Here is a 24,753-nt window from a genome sequence, read left to right as displayed (position 1 = left end):
CTTATATGAAATTAAATATATGCACTAGCCATTTGTATTAGCACCGGGATAACCAGGGTTTTGTTGATAACCACCCAATGTCCTATCTATCTGGTCTTGAGGAATTGGACGAAGTATATGATAATCCTGTATATTATCTTTTGCCTCATTGTTATAGAGACGAACCCTTTCTACTAATTTTCCAGTTCTGGTCAAATCAAACCAGCGATGCATTTCTCCAGCAAGTTCTCTTGCTCTTTCATCAAGAATGAAATCAATATCTACATCAGCTGCAGTGATTTCCATAGCATCCTCTTCTCCTGGCCAAGCTGCTCTACGGCGTACCACGTTAATATCTTCTGCTGCTCCCTGTAAATCTCCCTGCATTAAACGAGCTTCTGCACGAATAAGGTAGGCATCTGCCAAACGTGCAATTACAAAATCACGGGAACCCTGAGTCCATTGTCTATCCGGACGTAAAGGATCAAGGAATTTTTTCAGCGTTGGATATAGCCTTTCAGAATATTCATCAGTAGTATACACAACATAAGGAGTAGCAGCTTCACGTTCGGCAGTCCATTCAGCATCTCTACCAGGCCCTGGGATGAATAAAGCAGTATCACCTAACTGAAACTTAGGCTCACCTTCTACACCATATCCATTTGCTGCATCCTCAGCAGACCAAGTAGGTATACTTTCTGCGTTATTCGCATACCATACATGCTTATAACTTTTTTCGTAGCGGCTATCAATATCTCTATTCCATAACCCCAACAAAAAGTCAGTGGGACGGAAACGCTTCCAGGGGCGTCCATTTTCGGTATCACGCTGCATACCAGGCAGTTTGTCGTACTCCATTAAAAAGTAAAGGTGTCCTCTGTTACCATCGTCTCCGTTCAAAATCAAATCTAAAGTGTTTTGAACTGACCAAATCACTTCTGAGTTGAGCTGATTGTCCATCTCCCACAAAGCCTCAAAGTCTTCTAATAACTCAAAACCATAATTGTTAATTACTGAACTCATCAGTTGCTCCGCTCTGGCAGCGTCGTCAGACTGTGCAAATGGCTTGTAAGCCCTGGTCAGTAATACCTTGGCTAAAATAAACTCAGCCGCAGGCTTAGTCACTCTTCCATAATCGCTTTGCTCAGCAGGCAAAACACTCACGGCATTCTCAAGATCAGGTATGATAGCCGTAGCGTAGATTTCAGACATAGGAGTTCTGTTTGCTTCTACCTCTATTCCTTCTGTTTCTTCTAAAGTCAAATGTACATCTCCAAAATGCTTCACTAGATTCCAGTAGAAAAATGCCCTGATAAATCTTACTTCTGCCAGTCTCTGTGCAACCAGCTCAGCATCTAAACCTTCAATATCTGCGGACCTGTTGATGACAGCATTGGCCTGATTGATCCCCTTATACCAATCTCTCCAAATTTCACTTACGAAACTCTGACTGGAGTTAAAATTATTGTCATACCAGTTCCATACTTTATGGCTACCATCAGCACCATTGGTATGGATATCTGTACCAAAAACAGTAGAGGTAAATCCTCTTTCAGGAGGTCCATAGGTAGTCTTCAGCCATGCATACGTTGCATCCACAGCATCTTCAAAACCCGCAGGAGTTGTGTAATAAGAAGAAGCGGAAACATCTGAGACCAGATCTTCTTCCAAAAACGATTCGCAAGACTGACCGAAAAAAGCCAGTAAAGCAACTAATGATATAATTGATTTCGTTTTCATTCTATTAGATATTTTTTATTTAGAACTGAAAATTGATACCCAACAAATACAGGCTGGTAGAAGGCACATCACCTGTACCTATATCATTGTTATTTTCAGGATCATAAGTTTCATATTTAGCCCAGTACATAGGGTTTTGAGCAGTGGTATACACTCTCAAACTTGACAACCCTAGCCTTTCGGTGATTCCCTGATTGAAGTTATATCCTAAGGTTACATTTCTCAACTTTAAGTAGCTTCCATCAAAATAACCCAGGGTAGATACCTTCTGTGGACGCTCCTGGTTGATATTAGGACGGGGGTAAGCATTTGTAGGATTAGTGGGTGTCCAGTAATCTACATCAAGGTTATTATAACGCCCCTGCATAGTAACCTGACCTACGTTGAAGTTACTATTAATCATATGGCCAAGGCGATAATATAAGAAAACAGAAAGATCAAAACCTTTAAATTCAAATCTGTTGTTAATACCTCCAAGTACATCAGGTACATCTGAGCCCAAGATAGTTCTGTCTTCAGGTGATATGATGCCGTCACCATTCATATCCGCAACTTTGATCTCTCCTGGAAAAGCTCCATCCATCTGCTCGGCAAGATCAGCTTCATCTGCCTGCCAAATACCTGTTTTTTTATAGTCAAAGAACACACGAATAGGTTCACCTATAAACCATTCGTTACCAATGTCATCTATCGGATTACCATTCTCATCTGTTAAGGCTAATTCTGTAATTTCCTCTTCATAATGCGTAACGTTCATGTTCAAATTCCATCTAAATCCGCCTTGTTCCTGACTGTCAATGATAAATGCACCTACCTGAAGTTCTACACCTCTTGTTTGAGTTGACCCAATGTTCTGTAAAATTTGATCATAACCTGAGGTAGAAGGAAGTCGTCTCTCTAGTAACAAATTTTCAGTGTTGGTCACATAATAGTCAAATGAACCTGAGAGCCTATTGTTAAAGAAACCAAAATCAGCACCAACATCTATTGTTTTTGAAATTTCCCAGCCAAGATCAGCATTTGGGATTTCATTCAAACGAAAGCCCGCAGCATTTGCATCATTCCAGTCATATACTGTTCTGGCCAATCTACCAGCAGTTTGATAGGGATCTACAGAAGTATTTCCTACTTCACCATATGAAGCTCTTAACTTTAACTCAGTCAACCAGTTAGAAGCTCCTGACATAAAAGGCTCATCAATCACTCGCCATCCGGCAGAGATACCAGGGAAATAAGCCCATTTATTACCTGGTGCTAGCCTTGAAGACCCGTCGGCACGATAAGTAAATTGAAAAAGATATTTGTCAGCGATACTATAGTTAATACGCCCCATATAAGAAGCAAGCTGCCACTCTTCAAGACGAGAAGAAATTGATTCTATAGTCCCGGCTGTACCTATATTATACCATAGCTGAGTTTCATAGGGTAAGTTCACTACCCGATTGAAATGATTCTCATCTTTTGACTCCTGAATACTTTGTAAAAAGGTAAATGTGAAATCGTGATTTTCACCAATACTAGTATTGTAAGTCAACAGGTTCTCCAGCGTATAACCAAAGACTTTTTCATTTTCCAGTTCTGCAGCCGGGTCTGCCCCTCTTCTTGCATTGGTTAAACTACCCTGAAAAACACCTTGTCTACGGTAACGGATATCAGGTCCAAAAAGAAGCTTGTACTGTAAGCCCTCAATGATGTTAGCTTGAAAATACATGGAAGTAAATATCCTTGTAAAGTCACGCTCATCTACATAAGCTCCGGGAACAAGTTCATTCAATGGATTGGTACGGATACCATCCGCAATAGGTAAAAACTTGGGCGTACCATCTTCATTATAAGGCTGGCCTAATGGATTATTGTTTATCGCCTCACTCAAAGTAGCATTTGAGCCCCAGTTTTGTGTCGAGGTAGACAAGAAAGAAGACATCCCCACTTTGAATCGGTCGCTAATGTTATGGTCAATATTTAAGCGACCAGTAAATCTTTGATAGTCCTGATTTTCAATAATTCCCTGCTCTTTAAAGTAACCCAGTGAAACATTAAACTGAGTCTTCTCATTACCGCCTGCAACACTTAGTTGATGATTGGTTTGAAACCCACTATTAATTACCAGGTCCTGATAATCAGTAGAACGACCTATTGCAATAGATTCTAATTCAGCTGGATCTTCAAAAACAATTTCATCAGACTGAAGACTACTTCCTGGTCCCCAGGCCTGTCTTCCTGTGTTACCATCTTCATCTATTCTACGAGACTCTCTTTTCATTTCTGCGAACTCAGCTCCATTCATCATATCTACCTGATTCAGGGCATTTGAAACACCATAATAACCATCGTAGCTAACCACTGTCTTACCAGCTTTACCGCGCTTTGTAGTTACCAGGATTACTCCATTCGCACCTCTGGAACCATATATTGCTGTAGCAGCAGCATCTTTTAATACCTCCATGGACTCAATATCCTGAGGGTTGAAATCATAGATAGTTCCTGTACCAGAGGTCATTGGCACTCCATCTACTACGAATAGAGGCTCATTTGACGCGGTAAGAGAACGTCTACCTCTAATAGTCACCGAAGGGTATTGCCCAGGCCTTCCACCAGCTGATACAATATCCACACCAGCCACTTGCCCTTTCATAGACTCAAGGGGGTTAGCTGTAGGAATTTGCTTAATGGCCTCTTCATCCAATGACGCGATGGCCGCAGTTACATCCCTTTTCTCTTGGGTACCATAACCTACCACTACCACTTCAGAAAGTGATTGGATGTCTGGCATAAGCGCCATGTCAATGGTTGTGCGGTTATTAATGTCTACTTCATCACTAGTGTATCCTACAGAAGAGAAAACTATCGTTTGTGCACCTGAAGGAACACTGAGTGTAAATTGTCCTTCCACATTTGTAATTGTTCCGGTTGTAGTACCTTTCACCAGGACATTTACGCCCGGTAAGGCATCTCCTGTCTCTCCATCGGTTACGGTTCCCCGTATTGTTTTGTCCTGAGACCAGGCAAAGAGGCTAAAACACATGAAAGCCATGAGTAAGCTCATGGACTTCCGCCAAGGCGGTAAATAATTTTCCATAATTAGATTGTTTTATTAGATAATTGATTAATAAAAGATTGCTTTAACAACTGAATTTGTAACACTTCCCTTACTTTGGTTGAAATCGCACAATTCAAACTTTTCTTAAATAATCCTATTATTATCCAATTAAACAATAGTGTTTTTTAAAAAAAAGAAATTTACGCATATTTTTTTATAAATATTCCAAATCACTGTCTGAGCATATTGGCTAGGTATTGAAAAAATGCAACCGATTTAATTCCTCCCTTCCTTTTTAAGTGTACTCCTTATTAATTTATTACTATACATGCATGCTGTGATTTACCCGAAGTGTACGTTCTTCCTAATGGAAATGACTTTTTTAGCTTAAATACTTAGTTAAAAGTCTGGAAATGATTAGGTTTGTAGCTTATTAAATAATTATTACCTATTCGCAGAACGAATTAGCACATCTAATTCATTGATCATGAAAAATCCTGAAGTAAAAATTTATGCGGGCCCTGATTCCCTTGATGATTTTAATATAGAAGAAGTCTACAAGATGGCCGAAATCAAATCTGATGATAAGCCTGCCTTGTACGGTGCCAGAACAGTGGGTTTAAAATCCCGCACTAACTTTGATATGGACAATTCTGACGCAGGGTTCATGGGTTATGATTTTGAGGCGATCATGCAAAACTTCAACATTTTCGGAAAGGGTGGCAATGCTGATGATCTGGTACCGCTTCCTACCGTAGAAATGGCTGAAAAGATTTATAAGGAAACCGGACTCATACCCTCTTCAGAAATTATGCTTCCGGCAATACAGCTTGCCTGTATTAAGAAGTCATTCGCCAATGATCCTTTTCTTGTTTGGAACTCTGCGGTAGACCAGCTGGGATGGCATATCCGTCAGATGGCTGGTTTTGCTGAAGAACATGGCTGGATCGTAGGCTTGAAAAACGGCAAATGGCTGGGCGAAGAATATAAAAAAGCTGAAAGCAAAGACTTTAAAGGCAAAACCAGTATAGAGACTGTATGGGACGGTTTGGTCAATTATGCTTCAATAGCAGATGAAGTCATATTGATTCAAAGAGGCTGCGACTTGCCTGCTAAGGGGGAATACCGCAACCTGCCTATCCATTATACTGCCACGCGTACTAAAAGACGTCATGCAGATAAAAATGTAGCTGCTTATTTTGACCCCAGCCACTCGCTAGGCCCCAAAATGCGCGACCAGATCGTGGAAGAAACAGTAAAGGCTATGCGAATGAAAGTAAGTGAGGATGAATATTTATATGATGGAATATTGATTGAAGTTGGTACTGCCAAGTGTGACACCCATCAGCATATCACTGTAAATGAACTGCAAGAATTGGTTGAAAAAATCGCTGAGTTCAGAACTTTATCAGGAAGAAGAAAACATATCAAAGAAGAGCAAAACGCTTGAGATATTTAGCCAAATCATAATAAGTTTAAAGCCTCTTATACTTAACTGTTAAGAGGCTTTTTAATATCATATTACTTTTTGTGCTAGTGCTTCTTCCACGTATTTGAAAGTAGACAATACATCAGGCTCACCATTTACCACTGCGACATCATGCTCAAAATGTGCTGAAGGTCTTCGGTCACCGGTAATAATTGTCCAGCCATCGCTAAGTTGTTTTACTCTACGCGTGCCCAAATTAATCATCGGTTCAATTGCAATCACTAATCCATTCTTAATTACGGGCCCTCTCCCTCTCTTACCATAGTTGGGTACTTCAGGAGATTCGTGCATTTTCTTCCCTAACCCATGCCCTACTAACTCACGAACTACACCATAACCGTGTTGTTCCGCATGCTGCTGTATAGCAAAACTGATATCACCAATTCTTTTACCTGCTCTGGTTTGCTCAATACCTAAATCCAAACATTCTTTGGTAACTTTAAGTAGCTTTTTTACTTCTGGCGCAACCTCTCCAACTTCAAAAGTATAGGCATGATCTCCATAAAAACCATTTTTCACAGCACCACAATCTATTGAAATGATATCACCATCCTCAAGCGGTTGCTCATTGGGTATGCCGTGCACCACCGCTTCATTGCGTGACATACAAAGCGTATTGGGAAAATCATAAAGACCGAGAAAGCCCGGTTTAGCTCCCTGGTCACGAATAAATTCTTCAGCAAGCTTGTCCAAATAAAGGGGAGTAACCCCAGGTTTTATCTCCTGGGCTATTAGCCCAAGCGTTTTTGAAACGATGAGCGCGCTTTCACGCATAAGCTCTATCTCTTCAATACTTTTATAGTGGATCATACAAAAGGCGACTTAACTATACTAACTAACTATATTAACAATAGGTAAAACATAAAAAAGTTTTGAGAATGATTCTCAAAACTTTAGCAAGTTAGCATAAAAAAATCAATAGGAAATTTTACAACTGAATGTCCTGCAAGTCAGTCAAGAGAAAGTACTGGTTATAGTGCTAATTTGCCCCTAAGTTCTGCTGAAGCTTTTTCATTTCTTTAGCCATAGCAGAAATTTTATCCTGCAAGTCATCAAGCTCAAAATTAACTTCAGGCAAATGTGACCTAAGATGCCACTCTACTTTCCAAAGTTGCAATATCTGTTGCTCGGAAAGCTCATAGGGCTCGTGCTTAGGGTTATCCGATAGACAACGAACACTTCCATATTGTTGAAGACGATTCTTCAGCCTTTTTACCTGTATCCCTCTTTCTTCAGAAACGACCACGTATACAGTACCATCATTGATATAACGGTAATCACTTTTATCAAGTAATCTACAGATTACCCAGTCGTCTTCAGAAAGCGTTGGCTCCATACTATCACCACTTACCTGCACAGCATAGCACAGGCCATCTTTAAGCATATAGCCAGGCAACTGTATGCTTTCCTGTGACTCAAGAAATTCCTGCGATTCGTAGCCAGTGAGGTAGTTTGCTGCCGCTTTGTGGTTAATAAGAGGCACAGTAGTGTTACCCTGAGTGTCCTGTGTAGCTACTACAATGACTTCAGTAAACTGCTTTCCTTCTGCCTCACCGTTTTCCGCTTGGTTATGAAAAGGTTTTCCTTTCCCAGTAATTACATACGCGCTGTTAATCCCGAATCGCTGAAAAGCGCGGTTCAGGATCTCAAGCGTTACTGAGCGACGATTTGCCTTGATATCACCTAAATTAGAAGGAGAAACATCAATACTAGTAGCAAATTCTCTGTCTGAATGCACTTTCTTACTTTTTTTAAGCATGTTAATACACTCAAAGAAGCGCTCATTTACATGATTTTTATACTGATTATCAGACATTTATTAAAATTATACTTTATTTAAGAATACTTTCTCTTGCAATATACTTTTTTAAAGCATATACTTGTACTTATAGCAAGTACAAATATGGAAAATATCAGGGAAATAAAAAAACATTTGCATAAGGAAGACTACCTCCACCTTAGCAGACTCACAGGTTACAGTTGTGAATACATAAAAAATTGTGTAGAACACCGCAGAAACAATCGTCTGATCGTAATGGCCGCACAGGAAGTTTTGATGGCAAATCAAAAAGTCTGATTACTCCCAAATTCCTGGAGGGATGATTTCTAACACATGTAGGTCGGGGTCATAAAAGTAGAAAGAGTACAGATTCTCTTTCCAATGCTGCTCATGGATGATTTTGATTTGTTGATCACTCAGCTTCTTCTGCCATTCATTATATTCACTAAGTGGTACTTCAAATGCCAAATGCTGCTTGCCGTAGGCAAAATGGGGAGGTAAAGTGTGCTCTTCTTTTGTTACTTCTGGCAAAAAACATAAGAGTACGGAGCTCCCTGCTCTAAAAAATACGTGTCGCCCTTCTACAAAACTGATCAGTTCCAATCCTAACACATTTTCATAAAAGTGCTTTGTCCTCTGGAGGTCGCTTACGTACAGACAGTTTTCTTTAATTTGTTGGATCTCCATAATAAAAAAACAGAAAGCGATTGGCTTTCTGTTATATTCATTTCATTAGTATTAAATCAGTTATCTCTGACTAGCTCAAAATAACGGTCAAAGATTTTTCTATCTAGTAATATGGTAGGCTTGCCCCTACCCCAGTCAGTAGATACTTCATACAAGCCATTGTAAGCTCTACCGATATATGCTTTGTCAGGTTCAAAGCCCAAAAGACCATTAGGCCCTTCTGGCTGCTTGCTACATTTAAATGATATTTTAAATTTATCCATCACTCTATTGTATTTTCTTACCATAACTGTATCAATTTTTGTGCAAAACTATTTATAAGTTACATGTCAAATATAACAAAGCAGAAGAGCTTGCTTTTTACTAATATAGCATAATATTGCTAAATTTAAATACTTACTTAAAATATTTATTAAAAAAAGAACATATTTATTAAGAATTATATCATTTTACTTAATGAAATTTAGGCATATATACCTAAAAAAATATGTATTTTTATATTTCTTACACACCTCAGCAAATGCTTACTAGTTGTAAATATTATTCCATGATGTGTAGAAACTGCTACTAAATTATGAAAGAAGCTGGTCTGAAGACAGCATGCTTTTTTTTAAAAAATTATAAACATGCCCTGTTTTCCTATGTTTATTGAATATAAGAACAGTATGATATGAAGATCAAGTTTGTATCATAAGGTTATATACCGACTTGAATTTTTTTATTGTAATTAATTAAATTTTTTAATTTTAATCTGAATAAGATTATGAGTATTACTGATGAAAATAAGATGATAGTAAACGCAATAAACGAGCTTATTGCTGTTTGCAAAGAAGGTGAAAGAGGTTATAAAAACGCTTCTGAAAAAATAGAAGATAGCGAGTTTAAAACCATTTTATACCGCTTGTCTCAACAAAGAGCTTTATTTGGCTCTGAACTGGAAAACGAACTGATCAAAGATTACGGTGAGGAAGCTAAGAGTGACGATTCTATAGTGAGTAAACTACACCGTGGTTGGATGGATTTTAAGTCAGGATTAAGTGGCAACGATACCAAAGCGGTATTAGATGAGTGCATTAGAGGAGAAAAGCATGCTATTGACAAGTATACTGAATCTCTTGACGGTAAATTACCTGCATACATTGAAGAACGCGTTCAGGAACAGTTAACAATGATCAAAGGTACACTTAGCCAATTACATGAATTTGAAGCGGAAAAGGCTAATTCCTAATCAGAAAATATATTCGTGAATAAAAGCAAAGGTTAAACCTTTGCTTTTTTTTGGATAACCACCAAACTTCATGATATGGACATTTTTAATCTACTGGTAGATGTCGTTAATTATCCTTTCAGGAAACTAAAGTCATTTATTAAGAAGAAACTGGGGTGGATCGGTGAGCCCATTATTTTACCTTATAGAGGCTATGGCAATCACAACCAGTTTTTTATCAGAGGTAGAGTAATTGAGGATACCGGATTATCTCAGCCGGAAGAACATGATAGTCTCTGGCAGAATCTGCTGGCTATGATTAAAAGATATAGTAGTAGTGGAATTTCCGAAGTAGAAGTGTATGCTGAGTTTGCTGGAAGGGTAAGGCGATATACAACCGATGACGACGGTTTTTTTATTGTTAATCAAATAGTGGAAGAAGGAATGATTGACGATGAAGACTGGCAACCTATTCATTTTTATATGCTCAAAGAGGGTAATGTAATTACTGAATCGTATGGAGAAATACTGCTAACTCGTAAACAAGCACAATATGGAGTGATTACCGATATTGATGATACTTTGCTGATCTCACATGCCACCAATATGCGAAAGAAGCTGAGGCTGATGTTATTCAAGAATGCCAAGACTCGCCTGCCTTTTGATGGTGTTGCCGCATTCTATTGTGCTTTAGAAAGAGGAACTTCTAACTCTGAGGATGAGAAAAATTTCAATCCATTTTTTTATGTTTCAAGCAGTGAATGGAATTTATATGACTTGCTGGCTGATTTTTGTTATCATCACAACCTCCCCAAAGGCCCATTCCTACTTAGGGAAGTAAAGATTAATTTGAAAAAGATATGGAAGTCTGGTGGTGGAAATCATGATCATAAACTTGACAAAATCAGACATATCCTTAGCCTTCATGAAGAACGAGAGTTTATCCTTATAGGTGATAGCGGACAACATGATGCAGAAATTTATAAGCAGATCGTCCATGAATATCCTGAGAGGATCAAAACCATCTATATCAGGGATGTTCACCCCAAACGTCATGATTTTGTGTACAACATTGCCAAAGAACTTGCTGAATATGATACGAGAATGCTTCTGGTAAAAGATACCGAAGTTGCGGCAATAGATGCGATCAAAAATGGTTACCTGCCTCCCAAAGCACTAAAAGGTATTGTAGACGAGAAAACATTTAACAAGCATATGGCTAGTGACTTCCAGATGGTGTTTGATAGAATGGTTAACCAAGAATAGATGTTCTGGTGGAGGGTTTGGGAGCGATAATGTGAAAAGCGTGTTTTTTTATAGTTACTTTCACAGTAGTTGGGTAACCTATTACTTCCCCATCAACTTGTAACACCTCTTTTTGAAGGTTATGAATGATAATTTCTTTGCAGGATATGATTTTTATGTAGGGCGATGTTTTGATGGTACCTCTAAACATATGATAAGCGATTGAGAAAATAGCGTACTTGGGAAAAGGTTTTACAATACAAATTTCAAACTTACCATCATCAATTTTACCAATAGGATTCATAACCGCACCGGTTCCATATTTTGATGCATTGGCAATCACCACCATATTGGCTTTTTTCTTAAACTCGTTTCCTTTCAGCTCAAATTGGTATTTCTTAGGTGTAATATGAATTATCTCCCTGATGAACTGGCGTAAGTATCCAAATTTCCCTCTTATCTTTTCTTCCTCAAATCTTTTTACCACTTTGGCATTTAGTCCAATATCGCTGAGGTGTAAACAAAGATGTTTATCATTGATTATCAGGGCATCTAAAGGTTTTTCTATACCATTCAGCAATAATTTGATAGCGAGTTCATGATTCTCACTAATGTTTAATTCTCTTGCCAGTCCGTTGGCGGAACCTAGAGGAATAATTCCAAATAATACTTGCTTATCGATAATGAGTTCCGCTACGAAATTGCAGGTACCATCACCACCTACAGCCACCACTACATCTGGTTGGAGTTTTTCAATAGCCTTTTGTGCATTGATATGATCGTCTTCAGTACCTTGGGTTTCAAACAGCTCAAATGATTTCTGTTGGTTTTGAAAAACCTGATTTAACTTGTTTAAAAATTTAGATTTATCTAAACCACCTGAAATGGGGTTGATAATAAAAAGGAACTTTTCTCGGTTCATACGTCAAAAAAAACATTCTAAAGAGATTAAGCTAAAAAAAAGCATCTTTTTTATGAATGCACAAAAAAAAATCAGGGAATGATCCCTGATTTTCAAAATTTATAAGAAATAAAATTAGCTGTCAATTTCATTTATTTCCTCTTCAATACCCTGCTCAATATCTTGCCAAGTTTCGTTTAGATCAGACTTAAGCTCATTCCAGTTATCGGCAGTTGCATTTTGAACTTCTTCCAAATCGTTATTCAGTTCATCAAGTTCTTCTTCCATTTCGGCTTTAGCGTCTTCAGAAGCATTTTCCATGTCAGATTCAACTTTGGAAATTCTATTTTCGAGTGCAGACTCCCATTCTTCCTGCTCTGCTTCCCAGTTGGCTTCCATCTGCTCCATATTGTTGTCTTCCATGATTTCAGTATCTTCACCTAAATCATCGTTGGTATTTTCGTTAGGAGAAGTGCACTGAGCAAAAATAGATACAGAAAATATTGTAGCTACTATAAAGCTTATGTTTCTATGTTTAGTATTCATGTTTATAAAATTTTAATTAAAAATTGTAATGTATAATAGTTGATAAAAAAATGTAAAAAAATTTACCTCAGGCATTTGAATTTCCCCCAGCCTCATCAATAATTTTTCTCAGGTAATAGACATATAGTAAAAAAATGGGGAATCAAAAAAGTTACTAATTACTATGCTTTGGCAGTTCTCTTTAAGTTAAAAATTGATTTTTTACTTTTCTTAGATGATCTGTCTACACCTTTGTTGATAGTTTCTAAAAGACTGTCTATATTTTTGTTGATAGACTTTTCTACGTCTTTACGAAACCTATTGCTGTCTTTGTTAAACTTTTTCCTGGTTTTTTTACCTTTATCGGGTGCTGTTAACAGTCCTGTTGCTACACCTGCTAACAAACCAATTACAATTCCTGATATAAGTCTCATAAGTAAATATTATAGTCTGATTTAATTAATATACTATACCTATTGTAAAAGCCGTGCCAATGAAATGACCAGTTGATTAAGAAAGGTAAAATAACCCTCTGGCAGCGTTTTTACAGGCTTTTTGAGGTGAAAATTCAAATTGAAAATCGGGTGGAGCTTTTAAGTGCGATATTTTTCCGAGGAAAGTATTCTACACTATGTAGAACACTTTCTAATAAATTATTTTTCAAGCGCATTTTCAGAAATGCTTAAAACATTTCAGTTGCTTTTGACCTTATACAGATGTCAATGTGATAGCGCTCAGTTTCGCTATTGCTATTTTTTTACCTTAAAATTTTAAAACAATGTCTATACTTTCAATTATACTGGCAATTTTTCTCCCTCCTTTAGGGGTTGCACTTAAATATGGATTATCAGGAAAATTCTGGATTAATCTTTTACTAACACTTATAGGCTGGTTACCAGGTGTGATTCATGCTTTTGTGGTATTATCACGATAAGTGCAGCATATCCCTGTATGTGATATGTATCTATATCAGGGATTTTTTAGAAACTTATCGTAAATTTAATAACCCATACACCACCCAACTTTCGTAAATTTATAATCAAATGAAAAAAGCCAAAAAATTTATCAAGGAACATACAAATAATGATAAGTTTAAAGAGTATATGGTTAGTGGCATGACTCTTCTGGCAGCTTTAGCAGTACGGAACCTTATCAAGTATCTCTGGAAACTGAGTACTAATTCTGAACCACCTGAAAACCCGGCTTCAAGAGAGGTCTCCTGGCAAAGCGCTTTCTTATTTACTGTATTGACGGGTATATTAGTAAGCATAACAAAATTACTTATCCGAAGAAATGTATCGGTAGAGCTTGAAGAAAACTTCTAAAAATAAATACATTACTTTGGAAAACTTTTTCCTGATTACCGGGTAATCTGATACGAGATTACCCTTTTTTTAATCATTTTATAGTCAGCAATATACTTTTTAGTACCAAGTGAAATCAGTAGAGTGCCCCGCGGATTTAGTGTATGCTTCTCAGGAAGAGAAAGGACTTACACGGATAAAGAGAGGTAAAGGCTTTAGTTACCACGATGAGTCAGGAAATATTATTAAAGATGACGGTACGCTGGATAGAATAAAGTCATTAGGGATTCCTCCAATGTGGAAAAAAGTCTGGGTCAGCACGAACGCCCAAAGTCATATACAGGCAACAGGGCTTGATCAGAAAAACCGCAAGCAATACATTTATCATGCCGCCTGGATAGAATACCGAAACCTCGCTAAATTCTCCAGAATCAAAGAGTTTGGTCTGGCTATCCCTACCATCCGCAAACACACATCCGAACTTCTGAAAGAAAAAGGCTGGTCAAAAGAAAAGGTAATATGTCTGGTTATTCAAATGATGGATGAATATCACATACGCATCGGGAATCAATACTACAAGGATCAGCATGAAACATTTGGGGCAACCACACTAAGAAATAAACACCTGGATTTTGAGAAAGGGGTTGGCAGGTTAGAGTATAAAGCAAAAAGTGGGAAATACCGTAAGATAAGCCTGCATAATAATCATATTACCAGACTCATCAAAGAATGCGCTGATCTGCCCGGTTACGAAATTTTTACTTATAAAGACGGCCATAGAAAGTACCAGGCAGTAAATTCTCATGACGTTAACGAATATTTACACCAGATAGCTGGTGAAAGTTTTAGCAGTAAAGACTTCAGAACATGGGGAGGAACTACCCTGGCGGTAGAAAGACAGGCTAAAGCACGTGAGGCAGTTGATAAAAATCCACGACTTAAATACGAGTCAACCCTGGTCAAACTGGTAGCCAAGGAACTGGGAAACACAGTGAGTGTATGCAAGGAATATTATATCCACCCCAAGGTTTTGAAGGCAGTTATTCAAGAAAGTCTGAAGCCTTACTCTTGCAGAACAAGTATAGAGTTACCTTCAAGCCAGCGCAAACTTTTGAGAGATAGTGAGATTATAGCATTGAATATTCTTCAGCAGTAAAGGGCCGCTCTCGCGACCTTTTGATGCATAAGCCCTTGTTTTTACTAGTGAATTTCATCCATCCACCGGTTGAGCAGGGGTGAAAGCAAAACAACAACAACCGCACCTCCTAAAGCAACATAGGCAATGGATTCAAAACCTGAGGTATATATCTGCAAGGTTTCAGTTGCTGGCACAGCCTCACCTGATTCCAGATTATCAATTGCCAGTCGTTGCCCTACAAAGCCTACAATCTGAAAAGCATACGCTGAGGAGAGGAACCAAACCCCCATCATAAAGGCTACAATTGTCTTGGGAGAAAGATCTGTAATCTTAGAAAGCCCCACGGGATAAGTAAACAGCTCACCTAACGAAAGACAAAGGTACATGAGTACAAGAAATATGAAGGGCACCTTCCCCGCCTCATTGGCAGCACCCTGACTTAGAAAAAGTATATAAAAACCAAGCCCCAGCAATGCCAGTCCCATCGCAAATTTATAGGGAGTACGGGGATTGATGTTGCTTTTGGATAACTTTACCCACAGGGCTGAGATCGGGATAGCAAGCAGAATGATAAAAAGCGGGTTCAATGCATTGGTAGCGGCAGCATTATCAAACAACCAAACATCCAAGGTGACATTTCGCTCTGAAAATAGGGTGATGATGTTTCCTGATAGTTCATGAAAGCCCCAGAAGAGCGTCATAAAAACTGTTAAAAACATAGCAACTGCCAATTGCTTGCGGGCTTTAAGGTCTATAGTAGTCATCACCCAGCCTATATATCCCAGAATAAAGATACTCAGAGCATAAAATATCAGGTTAACGAAGGTTATTTTTCCCAGAAAACTCGTACCTCCTGCAATAAACTCATAAGAAGACAACAACACGGCAATAAGCGGAACCGTCACCAAAGAAATTACCCATATTCTGGGTTCCGTTTTTAAACCCAGCTTTTTCTCCTGTAATTTTCTGGGATAAGGGGGCAAACCGTGATCATGAAACACCCCATTGTTAATACCTCGCTGAAAAACTATCACCCCGGCGACCATTCCTATGCCTGCCAAAGCAAAGCCATAATGCCAGCCGTAGTTTGCTCCCAGCCACCCACATAAAATAGGTGATAGGAAAGCACCAATATTGATACCCATATGAAATATGGTAAAACCCGAATCTTTGCGCGTATCACCGGTAGGATACAGCGCGCCAACAAATGTGGAAATGTTAGGCTTAAAATATCCATTTCCCACGATGATAAAAGCCAGTGCGACAAAGAAGGCTACATTATTTTCAATGGCTAACACAAAATGACCAATTGCCATAAATATTCCACCTAGCATAATTGACTTGCGGTAGCCCAGTATCTGATCCGCTATCCTCCCTCCTATCAGGGGCGAAGCATATACCAAAGATCCGTAGGAGGAATAGACTATGGCTGAGACCGTATCTCTATTGGCCAGTGCTTCAAAAACCTGCTGAACCATGTATAAAGTCAGGAGGGCCCGCATGCCATAAAAACTGAAACGCTCCCAGAGTTCAGCGAAGAATAAATAGAACAAGCCTTTTGGGTGCCCAAACATTTCATGGGATCTTTTTTCCGTATTCAGATCAGAAGTAGCGTTAGTCTCTGCCATATAGGTTTTATTAATACATTCTTATTTTCTGAAGTCAGTAAAAGTTTTCTGTCGCGTGAATAACAGATCCGAACTCACAATATTATATTTCTACCTAAAATTCTACTGTTAAACACCAGCATTATACTTATAAAAAACAAATGCTGATGTTGCACACCAGCATTGATATTTTCACTACATTTTTACGAATGAGAGCGTAGTGGTTTTTGACATGAGTATTACCTCACTATTCAACCTCTGCTCCCCGTATTTCGGCAACTTCTTCAGCAGTGATCTCACTGGAATTATTACCGAATGACTTACGAACATAGGTAAGCACACCGGCAACCTCATCATCAGACAGGAAGTTATGTGCAGTCATAACACTGTTATAAGTTTGCCCTTTTACAGTAATTTCCCCCTGTAGACCGTTCAATACGATGGAAATTAAAGTGTCAGTTTCTCCGTTCACCCATTCAGTCTCCTGAAGTGGAGGAAAAGCACCGGGAACACCACTACCGTCCGCCTGATGGCAGGCGATGCAGTAAGTATTGTAAACTGTTTTACCGGTTTCCATTTTTTGAGTAAGTTCGGCAGATGCCTGAGGGGCTTCTTCTTCAACTGTTTCCGTTTCCGATTGACTCTCATTTGCTGCAGAACTGCTGCTTTCACTTCCTCCGGAGCAAGCAACAAGGCAAGCCATGCTAGCTGCCACTAAAAAAAGGCTTAGTTTTTTCAAGGTTATTTCCTGTTTAAATTGATTAATTGGGGAAAATTACAAAAAAAGCCCAAAGCTCACAAAGCTTTGGGAATTTCATGTCATGAATACTAGCGCATCGCTACAGCACTGGCATCATCGTAAAATACTCTCCAGATACGCCCTTTCTGGTCATCACTGATGTAGAGAGAACCATCTGGACCAATAGCCAGTCCGGTTGGCCTGAATTCCGCATCTGCCGGGCTGCCCAGATCCCCGCCTTCTCCGGCAAACTCATCAGCAAAACGTACAAATTCACCAGTAGGCATGCCATTCTCCATAGGAACAAAAGCAACATTGTATCCTCGCTGAGGTAATGGCGCACGATTCCATGAGCCATGAAACGCAATGAAAGCACCATTCTGATACTGCTCCGGAAACTGATCACCATTGTAGAACACTAGCGCATTAGGAGCCCAGTGCGCCGGGAATGACATGATAGGGTCTTTAGCGTTTTCACAACGCCCTACTTCTTCTCCGTTTCCACCATATTCGGGAGATAGTACTTTGAGTTCTTTGTTAGCATCATAGTAGCAATAAGGCCAGCCAAAATCATCTCCTTCTTCCACTTTCAAAAACTCTTCCGCAGGCAGTTCCGCACTACTGCTATCATTATAGTATTCCGGCCATATGGTATTTAACTGGTCTCTGCCATGCTGCATAGCATATAAGCTGTTTACCTCTTCATTCCACTCAATACCTACCGCATTTCTGATACCCGTTGCATAGCGTATACCGTCTGCCTGTGTCTGATTAAGCTGATTAGCATCAAAACGCCAGATACCCGCCTGTCTTTCCAATTGTGGACATGGGTCCTGACCTGGTGATCCGGGAGAGCGCATTTGCTCCTGACAGGCATTTGATGGAGCGCCTATGTTGACATACATATTACCGCTATTATCAAAAGCCAGGGTCTTATCGGCATGCTGGGGCTGTTCCAGAAAACCATCTACTACTACTTCCGAACTGCCAGTGGGAACTAATGCATTTTCGTCTAATTGAATACGATACACCGCAGTCAGAGAAGCATAGTACAAGTAGCCATTATGGATGCCAATCCCCGTACCTGTTACATTCTCTCCAAAATATTCTTTAACATCCGCACGCCCATCACCGGTAGTGTCTCTGAGGGCAAGTACCCCCCCACTTTCTGGCTCACGAACTTTTATGTAGATATCCCCATTTTCACGTATCGCCATGTGTCTTGTTTTACCAAGATCATCCGCGACCACATAGGCACTGAATCCATTCTCCAGTGTGATTGAACCATTATCATCATCGGCTACAAATGCAGGGTTGGGCTCATTGTCAGCCATCTGATCTTCGCTACTCTGATTATTTTCACATGCCCAAAAAAGCACTGAGGCTATCACGAACATAGACATTCTGAAGCAAAAACTTTTGAAATCAGAATTCTTAAGAAATTTAGATTTAAGCTTTCTCATAGTAAAAAATAAATTGATAGTTAGTTGAATTACAAAATAAGCAATGAAATACTGATTTAAGAATTATCCAGAAGCTTTCATGGAAACACATAATTCTGTAATGATAAAATAGCACGAGTAGAAGATTTGTTTAATGGATTGTTCAATCTCTTTTTATTTTTTCAAATATCTAAACATATAATCTTACACTACGTTTTTTGTATAAACATTAAATACATTGTATCTAATAGTTTTCAGTTGAACTTCACATTTTTTTTAATCAATAATCAAATAAAATTAAGATGAGCAAAGAACAAGCTTTACTGCAATCATATACATCGGGTAGTCTGAAACTAAAGAACAGAGTGGTGATGGCTCCGATGACCAGAAGTCGTGCTGATAATCCTGAAAAAGCTCCGAGTAGAGCATTACAGGGTGAATATTACAAGCAAAGGGCTTCAGCAGGCTTGATCATTACTGAAGGTTCTCAGATTTCTCCCCGGGCCGTGGGTTATGTCAACACTCCAGGCATTCATTCTCAAGCCCAGGTGGAAGGCTGGAAAGAAGTGACACAGGCAGTGCATGATGAAGGTGGAAAAATATTTATTCAATTGTGGCATGTAGGACGTATTTCTCATCCTGATTTTCACGACGGGGAACTTCCTTTAGCGCCCTCAGCCATCAACCCTGATGCCAAGTCATTTACACCAGAAGGGTTTAAAGAAACGGTTACGCCCAAAGCAATGAGCATTGAAGAAATCAAGGAAACCATTCAGGACTTCAAAAATGCTGCAAGAAATGCGATGGAAGCTGGTTTTGATGGCGTAGAAATCCATTCTTCCAATGGGTACCTGCTGCACCAGTTCTTTAGTAGCACCTCCAATATACGCACTGATGCGTACGGAGGTAGTATAGAAAACCGCACCAGAATACTATTTGAAATTATTGACGCGATCAAGGAGGTAATGCCTGAAGACAGAATCGGTTTAAGACTAAACCCATCTTTACACGGTATTTTCGGAATGGAGATGAATGAGGAAAGCATTCCTACCTTTGACTATATTGTCAATAAGCTAAATGCGTATGACCTGGCTTACCTTCATTTGTCCGAGCCTTTTACCGATGTGTCCTCACTTCCTTTTGCGGAAACGCAAATCGCCAAAAGATACCGTCCGATCTACAAAGGCACGCTGATTATCAATGCTAATTTTGATCAGGAGAAAGGTAATGCAGTGATAGAGGCTGGTAATGCAGATTTGGTAGCTTTTGGCAAACCTTATGTATCCAATCCCGATCTGGTTGAGAGATTTGAGCAAAACGCTCCTCTCAATGAGTGGGACAGCAACACTTTTTATACGCCCGGCGTAAAAGGCTATCTGGATTACCCGGTCCTGGAAGAAGTCGTTAGCTAAATTAGATACTGTAAGAGCATGATCATACATGTTTTTGCATAATATCCCAATCATATATTTTATTGAATTCAGCCGTAAGCCTTGATTAAAATCAAAGGTTTACGGTTTTTTTTGCTCAATATTAGTTGCTGCATAAGGCTTTAAAGCTAAAGCTCTATCATAAAACTGAAGATTCAGTTATAAAACTGATATTTACGTTGTAAAACTAATAATTTAGTTTTACTTTTAGCGCATGCTAACATCCAAAGTATGATACTTGCTTTATTTCAGTACCTGCTGGAGGCCAGTTTTTGCCTCTTAGCTTTCTCTCTGCTTTATTATCTGTTCTTCGCCAGGCTGACGCATTTCAAATGAATGCGCGCATATTTACTGACGAGTATTTTTCTGGCTTGTGTACTTCCGGTGCTTGATACTACTGTTCCTTCCACACTTTCTGCGATAGATACTCCGCCTGATAATGCTTATGGATGGAATACCTATGATTGGCTGAACCTAAAGAGTTATACAAAAGCCACCTCCGAAAATACCTCAGCCAAGGCAATAAACTGGCTACTAATGTTACCACTATTTTTGTACATAGGAGGCATTGTATACAAAAGCTGGGTTCTTTGTAAGGAGTTACACAAAATCAGCAGACTTATCAGTTGTCATCCAAAAGTGAAAGAAAGCCAATACATGATAGTCTATCAGGCGGAGCACTTATCCACATTTTCTTTTCTAAACTACATTTTTCTTGGAAAGGGAGTGGAAGGCCTGCATGCTTGGGAAGTAGCAAAGATTAAAGCGCATGAACAGGTACATGTCCGACAAAAGCACAGCCTGGACTTACTGTTTTTTGAGCTTTTCAGCATTGTTTTTTGGTTTAACCCCCTTGTAACGTATCTGAAAGAAAGCTTGCAGAACGTGCATGAGTTTCTGGCAGATGAAGAAGTCTCGGGAAAGGGAAAGCAACAAAAAGCTTATGCTCATCTACTCATCAAACTATCCGGTCCTGCTGATTCAATTACACTGGCAACCAGCTTTACCAAAAAACAAATCCATAACAGAATTACGATGCTCATGAAAACCAGAACATTAGCCCTCAAGAAGTTTTATGTTCTTACTGCTTATACCTCTGATCGCTTCCTTACTCTTTCTTTTTTCCTGCATAGATGAAGGTCATGAGGATCTACAATCCGTAACCGATGCTGCACTTGTTGAGCAACCCAATGCTCAGGCTTCTATTAAAGATGGCAATAAGATAGCCAGTATCCGCTGGGAAGGTAATTCGGTATATAGTGATGAACAGCTTAGCGAAGCATTGGATCTAAAGCCAGGAGATTTTTACAATGAAGAGCTTTTAAATTCCCGCTTATATTATAATCCAGGCCTTGATGATCTTTCTTCACTGTATATGGATCATGGTTATCTGTTCTTCAATATCAGTGTTAAAGAGATTAAAGTTGAGCCTGGAGTTAATGAACTTGTATTTGACATTTATGAAGGTGAGCAGGTTAAGACTAAAAATATCATCATCAAAGGAAATCAATCTGTAAGCAAAGAGGAGATTCTCAGCCAATTAGTCATTAAATCCGGCGACTGGTTCAATCGTGCTGATTTGATTGCATCGCAAAAAGCGATCGCTGAGATGGGATATTTTGATGCTAAAAACGTAAGAATTAATCCAATTCCTCATGCTGATGAAGGAACCGTAGACATTGAGTTTGTGCTCACAGAAATCAATGCAAAAAATTAACTCATGGAAGAGCTAACCAAAGCCGAAGAGCGTATCATGCAAATCTTCTGGAAGCTTAAAAAAGCTTTTGTAAAAGATGTGATTGAGGAATTGCCGGATGATCCCAAACCGCCTTACAACACAATTTCATCCGTAGTGAGGATACTGGAGAAAAAAGGATACCTGGGTTTTACAGCTTATGGAAAAACGCATCAGTATCATCCTGTCATCAGTAAAGCGGCTTACCGTAAAATGTACATAAAGAAGTTGCTGTCAGGCTACTTTGACAATTCACCGGCCTCTCTCCTCTCCTTTATGGTTAGAGAAGAGAACTTAAGTGAAGAAGAGCTCCAGAAGTTGAAAGATATTATTGATAGATCGTCAGAGCAATGATATGGTTTATGTATCAGGCCAGAATGTCTCTCGCTACTTTTCTGTGTACACCGGTCAGCGAAACGCCCTACCCTGAAATGTAGAGATCAGCTTTTCATGCTCAAGTCCTGCCATGCTTCAAAAGTAGGAGACACACGAGCTAAGACCGCTGCCATTCTGAACTCTTCATTCACCCTACCCCCTATTGCGGTGAAAAGCCGTAGCTATTAGCTGTGCTTCGGTGGGATGAGAAAGGAGGTCACCAGCCAATTGTTCTATGGTAAACTGATCAAATGGTATATCATTAATGAAGGCATTAGGTGTTGTATTCACTTAGAAAAATACTACTTCCATAACATTGAAATTTTTCAGCAAAACTGCTATGCATTAAAGCAGGATTGGATTTCATTATTTGTAGCATCTCATACAGCTTGACAAAAAAAATAGAGCATTAACGCATAACAATTAGCAAGCTCACTTGCACAACAGAGATCAATTTACATCTTTGTACAAGGATATCATCATCTGATTCAAATGTATTTATCATTTGATGAATTCACTGATCATAAATAACAACCTAAACCAATTAGACTAACCAAACTATGGACGTACAAATCTGGACCTATATCATCGTAGGTCTCACCTTCGCCCTCTATATCGGCATTGCCATCTGGTCAAGAGCAGGATCTACCAGAGATTTTTATGTTGCCGGCGGGGGTGTACCTCCCCTTGCCAATGGCATGGCAACCGCTGCCGACTGGATGTCAGCCGCCTCTTTTATTTCTATGGCAGGGCTCATTTCATTTATGGGCTATGATGGCGCTGTCTACTTAATGGGCTGGACCGGGGGATACGTCTTACTGGCACTGTTGCTGGCACCCTATCTGCGTAAATTTGGTAAGTTTACTGTACCTGATTTTATAGGAGACCGCTATTATTCTGAACTTGCCCGTACTGTAGCCGTGATCTGCGCTCTCTTTGTTTCTTTTACATATGTAGCGGGACAGATGCGAGGTGTAGGCGTGGTCTTTTCCCGCTTCCTGCAGGTAGAGATTGAGCTGGGCGTAATTATCGGTATGGCGATCGTTTTCTTCTACGCTGTACTAGGAGGTATGAAAGGCATAACTTATACCCAGGTAGCGCAATATTGTGTGCTCATCTTTGCCTTCATGGTACCAGCCATATTTATTTCTATACAATTGACAGGGCACTTTTTTCCGCAGATAGGTTTTGGAGCTACCCTTGAAGGGACTGATACTTACTTGTTGGACCGTCTGGACGGCCTGAGTCAGGAATTAGGGTTTAATGCCTATACCAACGGTAGTAAAAGTACGATGGACGTATTTGCCATCACTGCTGCCCTCATGGCAGGTACCGCAGGATTACCACATGTGATTGTCCGCTTCTTTACTGTTCCCCGCGTAAAAGACGCGCGAATTTCAGCGGGCTATGCTTTGGTATTTATTGCCATTCTTTATACGACTGCACCTGCTATTTCTGCTTTTGCCAGGGTGAATTTAATTGACACTGTGGTGGACAAAAATTATAGTGAAATCCCTGAATGGTTTAAAAACTGGGAGCAAACGGGTTTGTTAGCCTGGATTGACAAGAATGAGGACGGTGTAGTGCAGTACAGCAATGGCGCGGTAATCAGTGGCATCACCCCCGAATTTATAGAAGGTGAGAAAGGCTCGTTCGGACAAAGAATCGTATCTAATGTAGACACTTCATCTCCCAACGAACTCTATGTAGACCGCGACATTATAGTGCTGGCTAATCCTGAAATTGCTAATCTACCAAACTGGGTGATAGCGCTGGTAGCTGCCGGTGGTTTGGCTGCCGCCCTTTCTACAGCTGCCGGATTGTTACTGGTTATTTCCACTTCAGTTTCTCATGACCTGATCAAAAAACAGATCATGCCGGATATCAACGACAAAGGAGAGTTAATTATAGCGCGTGCTGCCGCGGCAGTAGCCGTGATCATCGCAGGCTATTTTGGTATCAACCCACCCGGCTATGTAGCGGCTGTCGTTGCCCTGGCTTTTGGTCTGGCAGCGGCATCCTTTTTTCCGGCAATCATTATGGGTATATTTTACAAACGCATGAACAAAGAAGGGGCAGTAAGTGGGATGATCGTAGGCCTGTTGTCCATGATTTTTTACATGCTTAAGTTTAAGTTTAACCTACTCGGTGAGAGTACACCTGAAGACTGGTGGTTTGGCGTTTCGCCCGAAGGCTTCGGCTTTGTGGCCATGCTGATCAACTTCGTCGTCTCTATGGTTGTTTGTCACCTTAGTACTCCTCCCCCCGCTGATGTACAGGAAATCGTAGAAACCATAAGATTCCCCAGAGGTGCTGGTAGAGCGGGTGGTCATTAACCCAAATTCTTTTTATTAAGTTGATTAATTGCTAATATTAGCACTACGATTAAT

Annotated in this window: 24 protein-coding genes and 1 pseudogene; 12 read left to right on the top strand and 13 right to left on the bottom strand. The window is 39.6% G+C overall.

Going from position 1 to position 24,753, the window contains the following annotated elements; all coding sequences use genetic code 11:
* Positions 1-24: 24 nt before the first annotated feature.
* On the bottom strand, positions 25-1,719 hold the full coding sequence (locus OKW21_RS06385) for a RagB/SusD family nutrient uptake outer membrane protein (protein WP_277478408.1): 1,695 nt from the start codon (positions 1,717-1,719) through the stop codon (positions 25-27).
* 19 nt (positions 1,720-1,738) lie between these two features.
* Positions 1,739-4,798 carry a SusC/RagA family TonB-linked outer membrane protein gene (locus tag OKW21_RS06380; protein ID WP_277478406.1) on the bottom strand — a complete coding sequence of 1,020 codons (3,060 nt, stop codon included), beginning with the start codon at positions 4,796-4,798 and terminating at the stop codon, positions 1,739-1,741.
* A 448-nt stretch (positions 4,799-5,246) separates the two neighbouring features.
* Between OKW21_RS06380 and OKW21_RS06375 the strand changes: the two genes are divergently transcribed.
* Positions 5,247-6,209, top strand: coding sequence for a hypothetical protein (locus OKW21_RS06375; RefSeq protein WP_277478405.1), 963 nt, complete (start codon positions 5,247-5,249; stop codon positions 6,207-6,209).
* A 66-nt stretch (positions 6,210-6,275) separates the two neighbouring features.
* Here the strand turns inward: OKW21_RS06375 and map are convergent, their stop codons facing one another.
* Together map and OKW21_RS06365 are read right to left on the bottom strand one after the other, a co-directional pair.
* Complete coding sequence (gene map / locus OKW21_RS06370; protein WP_277478403.1) at positions 6,276-7,058, bottom strand: type I methionyl aminopeptidase; 783 nt, start codon at positions 7,056-7,058, stop codon at positions 6,276-6,278.
* 169 nt (positions 7,059-7,227) lie between these two features.
* A complete protein-coding gene (locus OKW21_RS06365) occupies positions 7,228-8,007 on the bottom strand; it encodes a S24 family peptidase (RefSeq protein ID WP_277478401.1) in 780 nt (259 codons plus the stop codon).
* A 144-nt stretch (positions 8,008-8,151) separates the two neighbouring features.
* On the opposite strand from OKW21_RS06365, the gene OKW21_RS06360 reads away from it, so the two are divergent.
* Positions 8,152-8,325, top strand: coding sequence for a hypothetical protein (locus OKW21_RS06360; RefSeq protein ID WP_277478400.1), 174 nt, complete (start codon positions 8,152-8,154; stop codon positions 8,323-8,325).
* Here OKW21_RS06360 and OKW21_RS06355 read toward each other — a convergent pair whose 3' ends face one another.
* Both OKW21_RS06355 and OKW21_RS06350 read right to left on the bottom strand, forming a co-directional pair.
* Entirely contained in the window at positions 8,326-8,715 is a 390-nt protein-coding gene (locus OKW21_RS06355; RefSeq protein ID WP_277478398.1) for a VOC family protein, read from the bottom strand.
* Between the two features lie 56 nt (positions 8,716-8,771).
* A complete protein-coding gene (locus OKW21_RS06350) occupies positions 8,772-9,002 on the bottom strand; it encodes a hypothetical protein (protein ID WP_277478396.1) in 231 nt (76 codons plus the stop codon).
* A gap of 476 nt (positions 9,003-9,478) precedes the next feature.
* Between OKW21_RS06350 and OKW21_RS06345 the strand changes: the two genes are divergently transcribed.
* On the top strand, positions 9,479-9,943 hold the full coding sequence (locus tag OKW21_RS06345) for a ferritin-like domain-containing protein (RefSeq protein WP_277478394.1): 465 nt from the start codon (positions 9,479-9,481) through the stop codon (positions 9,941-9,943).
* A gap of 75 nt (positions 9,944-10,018) precedes the next feature.
* Positions 10,019-11,188 carry an App1 family protein gene (locus tag OKW21_RS06340; RefSeq protein ID WP_277478392.1) on the top strand — a complete coding sequence of 390 codons (1,170 nt, stop codon included), beginning with the start codon at positions 10,019-10,021 and terminating at the stop codon, positions 11,186-11,188.
* Here the strand turns inward: OKW21_RS06340 and OKW21_RS06335 are convergent.
* The 3 genes from OKW21_RS06335 to OKW21_RS06325 form a co-directional block, all read right to left on the bottom strand.
* On the bottom strand, positions 11,175-12,089 hold the full coding sequence (locus OKW21_RS06335) for a diacylglycerol/lipid kinase family protein (RefSeq protein WP_277478391.1): 915 nt from the start codon (positions 12,087-12,089) through the stop codon (positions 11,175-11,177). The genes OKW21_RS06340 and OKW21_RS06335 overlap by 14 nt on opposite strands.
* 114 nt (positions 12,090-12,203) lie before the next feature.
* The gene (locus tag OKW21_RS06330; RefSeq protein WP_277478390.1) at positions 12,204-12,614 is read right to left on the bottom strand and encodes a V-type ATP synthase subunit I domain-containing protein; all 411 of its coding nucleotides are present in this window, start codon (positions 12,612-12,614) and stop codon (positions 12,204-12,206) included.
* A gap of 161 nt (positions 12,615-12,775) precedes the next feature.
* On the bottom strand, positions 12,776-13,027 hold the full coding sequence (locus OKW21_RS06325) for a YtxH domain-containing protein (protein WP_277478388.1): 252 nt from the start codon (positions 13,025-13,027) through the stop codon (positions 12,776-12,778).
* A gap of 344 nt (positions 13,028-13,371) precedes the next feature.
* Here OKW21_RS06325 and OKW21_RS06320 point away from each other — a divergent pair, with 344 nt between their 5' ends.
* The 3 genes from OKW21_RS06320 to OKW21_RS06310 all read left to right on the top strand — a co-directional run bounded on the left by OKW21_RS06320 (position 13,372) and on the right by OKW21_RS06310 (position 15,053).
* Complete coding sequence (locus tag OKW21_RS06320; RefSeq protein ID WP_277478386.1) at positions 13,372-13,527, top strand: YqaE/Pmp3 family membrane protein; 156 nt, start codon at positions 13,372-13,374, stop codon at positions 13,525-13,527.
* A 109-nt stretch (positions 13,528-13,636) separates the two neighbouring features.
* On the top strand, positions 13,637-13,918 hold the full coding sequence (locus OKW21_RS06315; protein WP_277478384.1) for a DUF4235 domain-containing protein: 282 nt from the start codon (positions 13,637-13,639) through the stop codon (positions 13,916-13,918).
* Positions 13,919-14,027: 109 nt separating this feature from the next.
* The gene (locus OKW21_RS06310) at positions 14,028-15,053 is read left to right on the top strand and encodes a DNA topoisomerase IB (protein ID WP_277478383.1); all 1,026 of its coding nucleotides are present in this window, start codon (positions 14,028-14,030) and stop codon (positions 15,051-15,053) included.
* A 44-nt stretch (positions 15,054-15,097) separates the two neighbouring features.
* On the opposite strand, the gene OKW21_RS06305 is transcribed toward OKW21_RS06310, so the two are convergent.
* The 3 genes from OKW21_RS06305 to OKW21_RS06295 all read right to left on the bottom strand — a co-directional run bounded on the left by OKW21_RS06305 (position 15,098) and on the right by OKW21_RS06295 (position 18,844).
* Complete coding sequence (locus OKW21_RS06305) at positions 15,098-16,663, bottom strand: peptide MFS transporter (protein ID WP_277478381.1); 1,566 nt, start codon at positions 16,661-16,663, stop codon at positions 15,098-15,100.
* A 226-nt stretch (positions 16,664-16,889) separates the two neighbouring features.
* Positions 16,890-17,381, bottom strand: a complete 492-nt coding sequence (locus OKW21_RS06300; protein ID WP_277478378.1) for a c-type cytochrome — start codon at positions 17,379-17,381, stop codon at positions 16,890-16,892.
* 89 nt (positions 17,382-17,470) lie between these two features.
* Entirely contained in the window at positions 17,471-18,844 is a 1,374-nt protein-coding gene (locus tag OKW21_RS06295; RefSeq protein WP_277478376.1) for a PQQ-dependent sugar dehydrogenase, read from the bottom strand.
* Positions 18,845-19,125: 281 nt separating this feature from the next.
* Here OKW21_RS06295 and OKW21_RS06290 point away from each other — a divergent pair, with 281 nt between their 5' ends.
* From OKW21_RS06290 to OKW21_RS06275, 4 genes are all read left to right on the top strand, one after another.
* Complete coding sequence (locus OKW21_RS06290; protein ID WP_277478374.1) at positions 19,126-20,235, top strand: alkene reductase; 1,110 nt, start codon at positions 19,126-19,128, stop codon at positions 20,233-20,235.
* A gap of 354 nt (positions 20,236-20,589) precedes the next feature.
* Positions 20,590-21,390 carry a M56 family metallopeptidase gene (locus OKW21_RS06285; protein WP_277478371.1) on the top strand — a complete coding sequence of 267 codons (801 nt, stop codon included), beginning with the start codon at positions 20,590-20,592 and terminating at the stop codon, positions 21,388-21,390.
* The gene (locus OKW21_RS06280) at positions 21,329-21,970 is read left to right on the top strand and encodes a POTRA domain-containing protein (RefSeq protein WP_277478369.1); all 642 of its coding nucleotides are present in this window, start codon (positions 21,329-21,331) and stop codon (positions 21,968-21,970) included. Before OKW21_RS06285 ends, OKW21_RS06280 begins: the two co-directional genes overlap by 62 nt.
* 3 nt (positions 21,971-21,973) lie before the next feature.
* Entirely contained in the window at positions 21,974-22,342 is a 369-nt protein-coding gene (locus OKW21_RS06275; RefSeq protein WP_277478367.1) for a BlaI/MecI/CopY family transcriptional regulator, read from the top strand.
* A gap of 95 nt (positions 22,343-22,437) precedes the next feature.
* Here the strand turns inward: OKW21_RS06275 and OKW21_RS32685 are convergent.
* A pseudogene (locus OKW21_RS32685) lies at positions 22,438-22,636 on the bottom strand (DUF1549 domain-containing protein); the annotation flags it as partial.
* A gap of 287 nt (positions 22,637-22,923) precedes the next feature.
* On the opposite strand from OKW21_RS32685, the gene OKW21_RS06265 reads away from it, so the two are divergent.
* A complete protein-coding gene (locus OKW21_RS06265; RefSeq protein ID WP_277478363.1) occupies positions 22,924-24,699 on the top strand; it encodes a sodium:solute symporter family protein in 1,776 nt (591 codons plus the stop codon).
* Positions 24,700-24,753: the final 54 nt, after the last annotated feature.

Source organism: Catalinimonas alkaloidigena (assembly GCF_029504655.1).
Lineage (GTDB): Bacteria > Bacteroidota > Bacteroidia > Cytophagales > Cyclobacteriaceae > Catalinimonas > Catalinimonas alkaloidigena.
The sequence above is the reverse complement of the archived record's forward strand: the minus strand, read 5'-3'. Positions and strand labels throughout refer to the sequence as shown.

Bases quoted from the DNA above. Each gene is read 5' to 3' on its own strand.
- OKW21_RS06345 (WP_277478394.1), top strand. From the start codon at position 9,479: ATGAGTATTACTGATGAAAATAAGATGATAGTAAACGCAATAAACGAG.
- OKW21_RS06355 (WP_277478398.1), bottom strand. From the start codon at position 8,715: ATGGAGATCCAACAAATTAAAGAAAACTGTCTGTACGTAAGCGACCTC.
- OKW21_RS06305 (WP_277478381.1), bottom strand. From the start codon at position 16,663: ATGGCAGAGACTAACGCTACTTCTGATCTGAATACGGAAAAAAGATCC.
- OKW21_RS06285 (WP_277478371.1), top strand. From the start codon at position 20,590: ATGCGCGCATATTTACTGACGAGTATTTTTCTGGCTTGTGTACTTCCG.
- OKW21_RS06280 (WP_277478369.1), top strand. From the start codon at position 21,329: ATGTTCTTACTGCTTATACCTCTGATCGCTTCCTTACTCTTTCTTTTT.
- OKW21_RS06275 (WP_277478367.1), top strand. From the start codon at position 21,974: ATGGAAGAGCTAACCAAAGCCGAAGAGCGTATCATGCAAATCTTCTGG.
- OKW21_RS06320 (WP_277478386.1), top strand. From the start codon at position 13,372: ATGTCTATACTTTCAATTATACTGGCAATTTTTCTCCCTCCTTTAGGG.
- OKW21_RS06335 (WP_277478391.1), bottom strand. From the start codon at position 12,089: ATGAACCGAGAAAAGTTCCTTTTTATTATCAACCCCATTTCAGGTGGT.
- OKW21_RS06380 (WP_277478406.1), bottom strand. From the start codon at position 4,798: ATGGAAAATTATTTACCGCCTTGGCGGAAGTCCATGAGCTTACTCATG.
- OKW21_RS06315 (WP_277478384.1), top strand. From the start codon at position 13,637: ATGAAAAAAGCCAAAAAATTTATCAAGGAACATACAAATAATGATAAG.
- OKW21_RS06340 (WP_277478392.1), top strand. From the start codon at position 10,019: ATGGACATTTTTAATCTACTGGTAGATGTCGTTAATTATCCTTTCAGG.
- OKW21_RS06365 (WP_277478401.1), bottom strand. From the start codon at position 8,007: ATGCTTAAAAAAAGTAAGAAAGTGCATTCAGACAGAGAATTTGCTACT.
- OKW21_RS06330 (WP_277478390.1), bottom strand. From the start codon at position 12,614: ATGAATACTAAACATAGAAACATAAGCTTTATAGTAGCTACAATATTT.
- map (WP_277478403.1), bottom strand. From the start codon at position 7,058: ATGATCCACTATAAAAGTATTGAAGAGATAGAGCTTATGCGTGAAAGC.
- OKW21_RS06375 (WP_277478405.1), top strand. From the start codon at position 5,247: ATGAAAAATCCTGAAGTAAAAATTTATGCGGGCCCTGATTCCCTTGAT.
- OKW21_RS06350 (WP_277478396.1), bottom strand. From the start codon at position 9,002: ATGGTAAGAAAATACAATAGAGTGATGGATAAATTTAAAATATCATTT.
- OKW21_RS06385 (WP_277478408.1), bottom strand. From the start codon at position 1,719: ATGAAAACGAAATCAATTATATCATTAGTTGCTTTACTGGCTTTTTTC.
- OKW21_RS06325 (WP_277478388.1), bottom strand. From the start codon at position 13,027: ATGAGACTTATATCAGGAATTGTAATTGGTTTGTTAGCAGGTGTAGCA.
- OKW21_RS06295 (WP_277478376.1), bottom strand. From the start codon at position 18,844: ATGAGAAAGCTTAAATCTAAATTTCTTAAGAATTCTGATTTCAAAAGT.
- OKW21_RS06360 (WP_277478400.1), top strand. From the start codon at position 8,152: ATGGAAAATATCAGGGAAATAAAAAAACATTTGCATAAGGAAGACTAC.
- OKW21_RS06290 (WP_277478374.1), top strand. From the start codon at position 19,126: ATGAGCAAAGAACAAGCTTTACTGCAATCATATACATCGGGTAGTCTG.
- OKW21_RS06265 (WP_277478363.1), top strand. From the start codon at position 22,924: ATGGACGTACAAATCTGGACCTATATCATCGTAGGTCTCACCTTCGCC.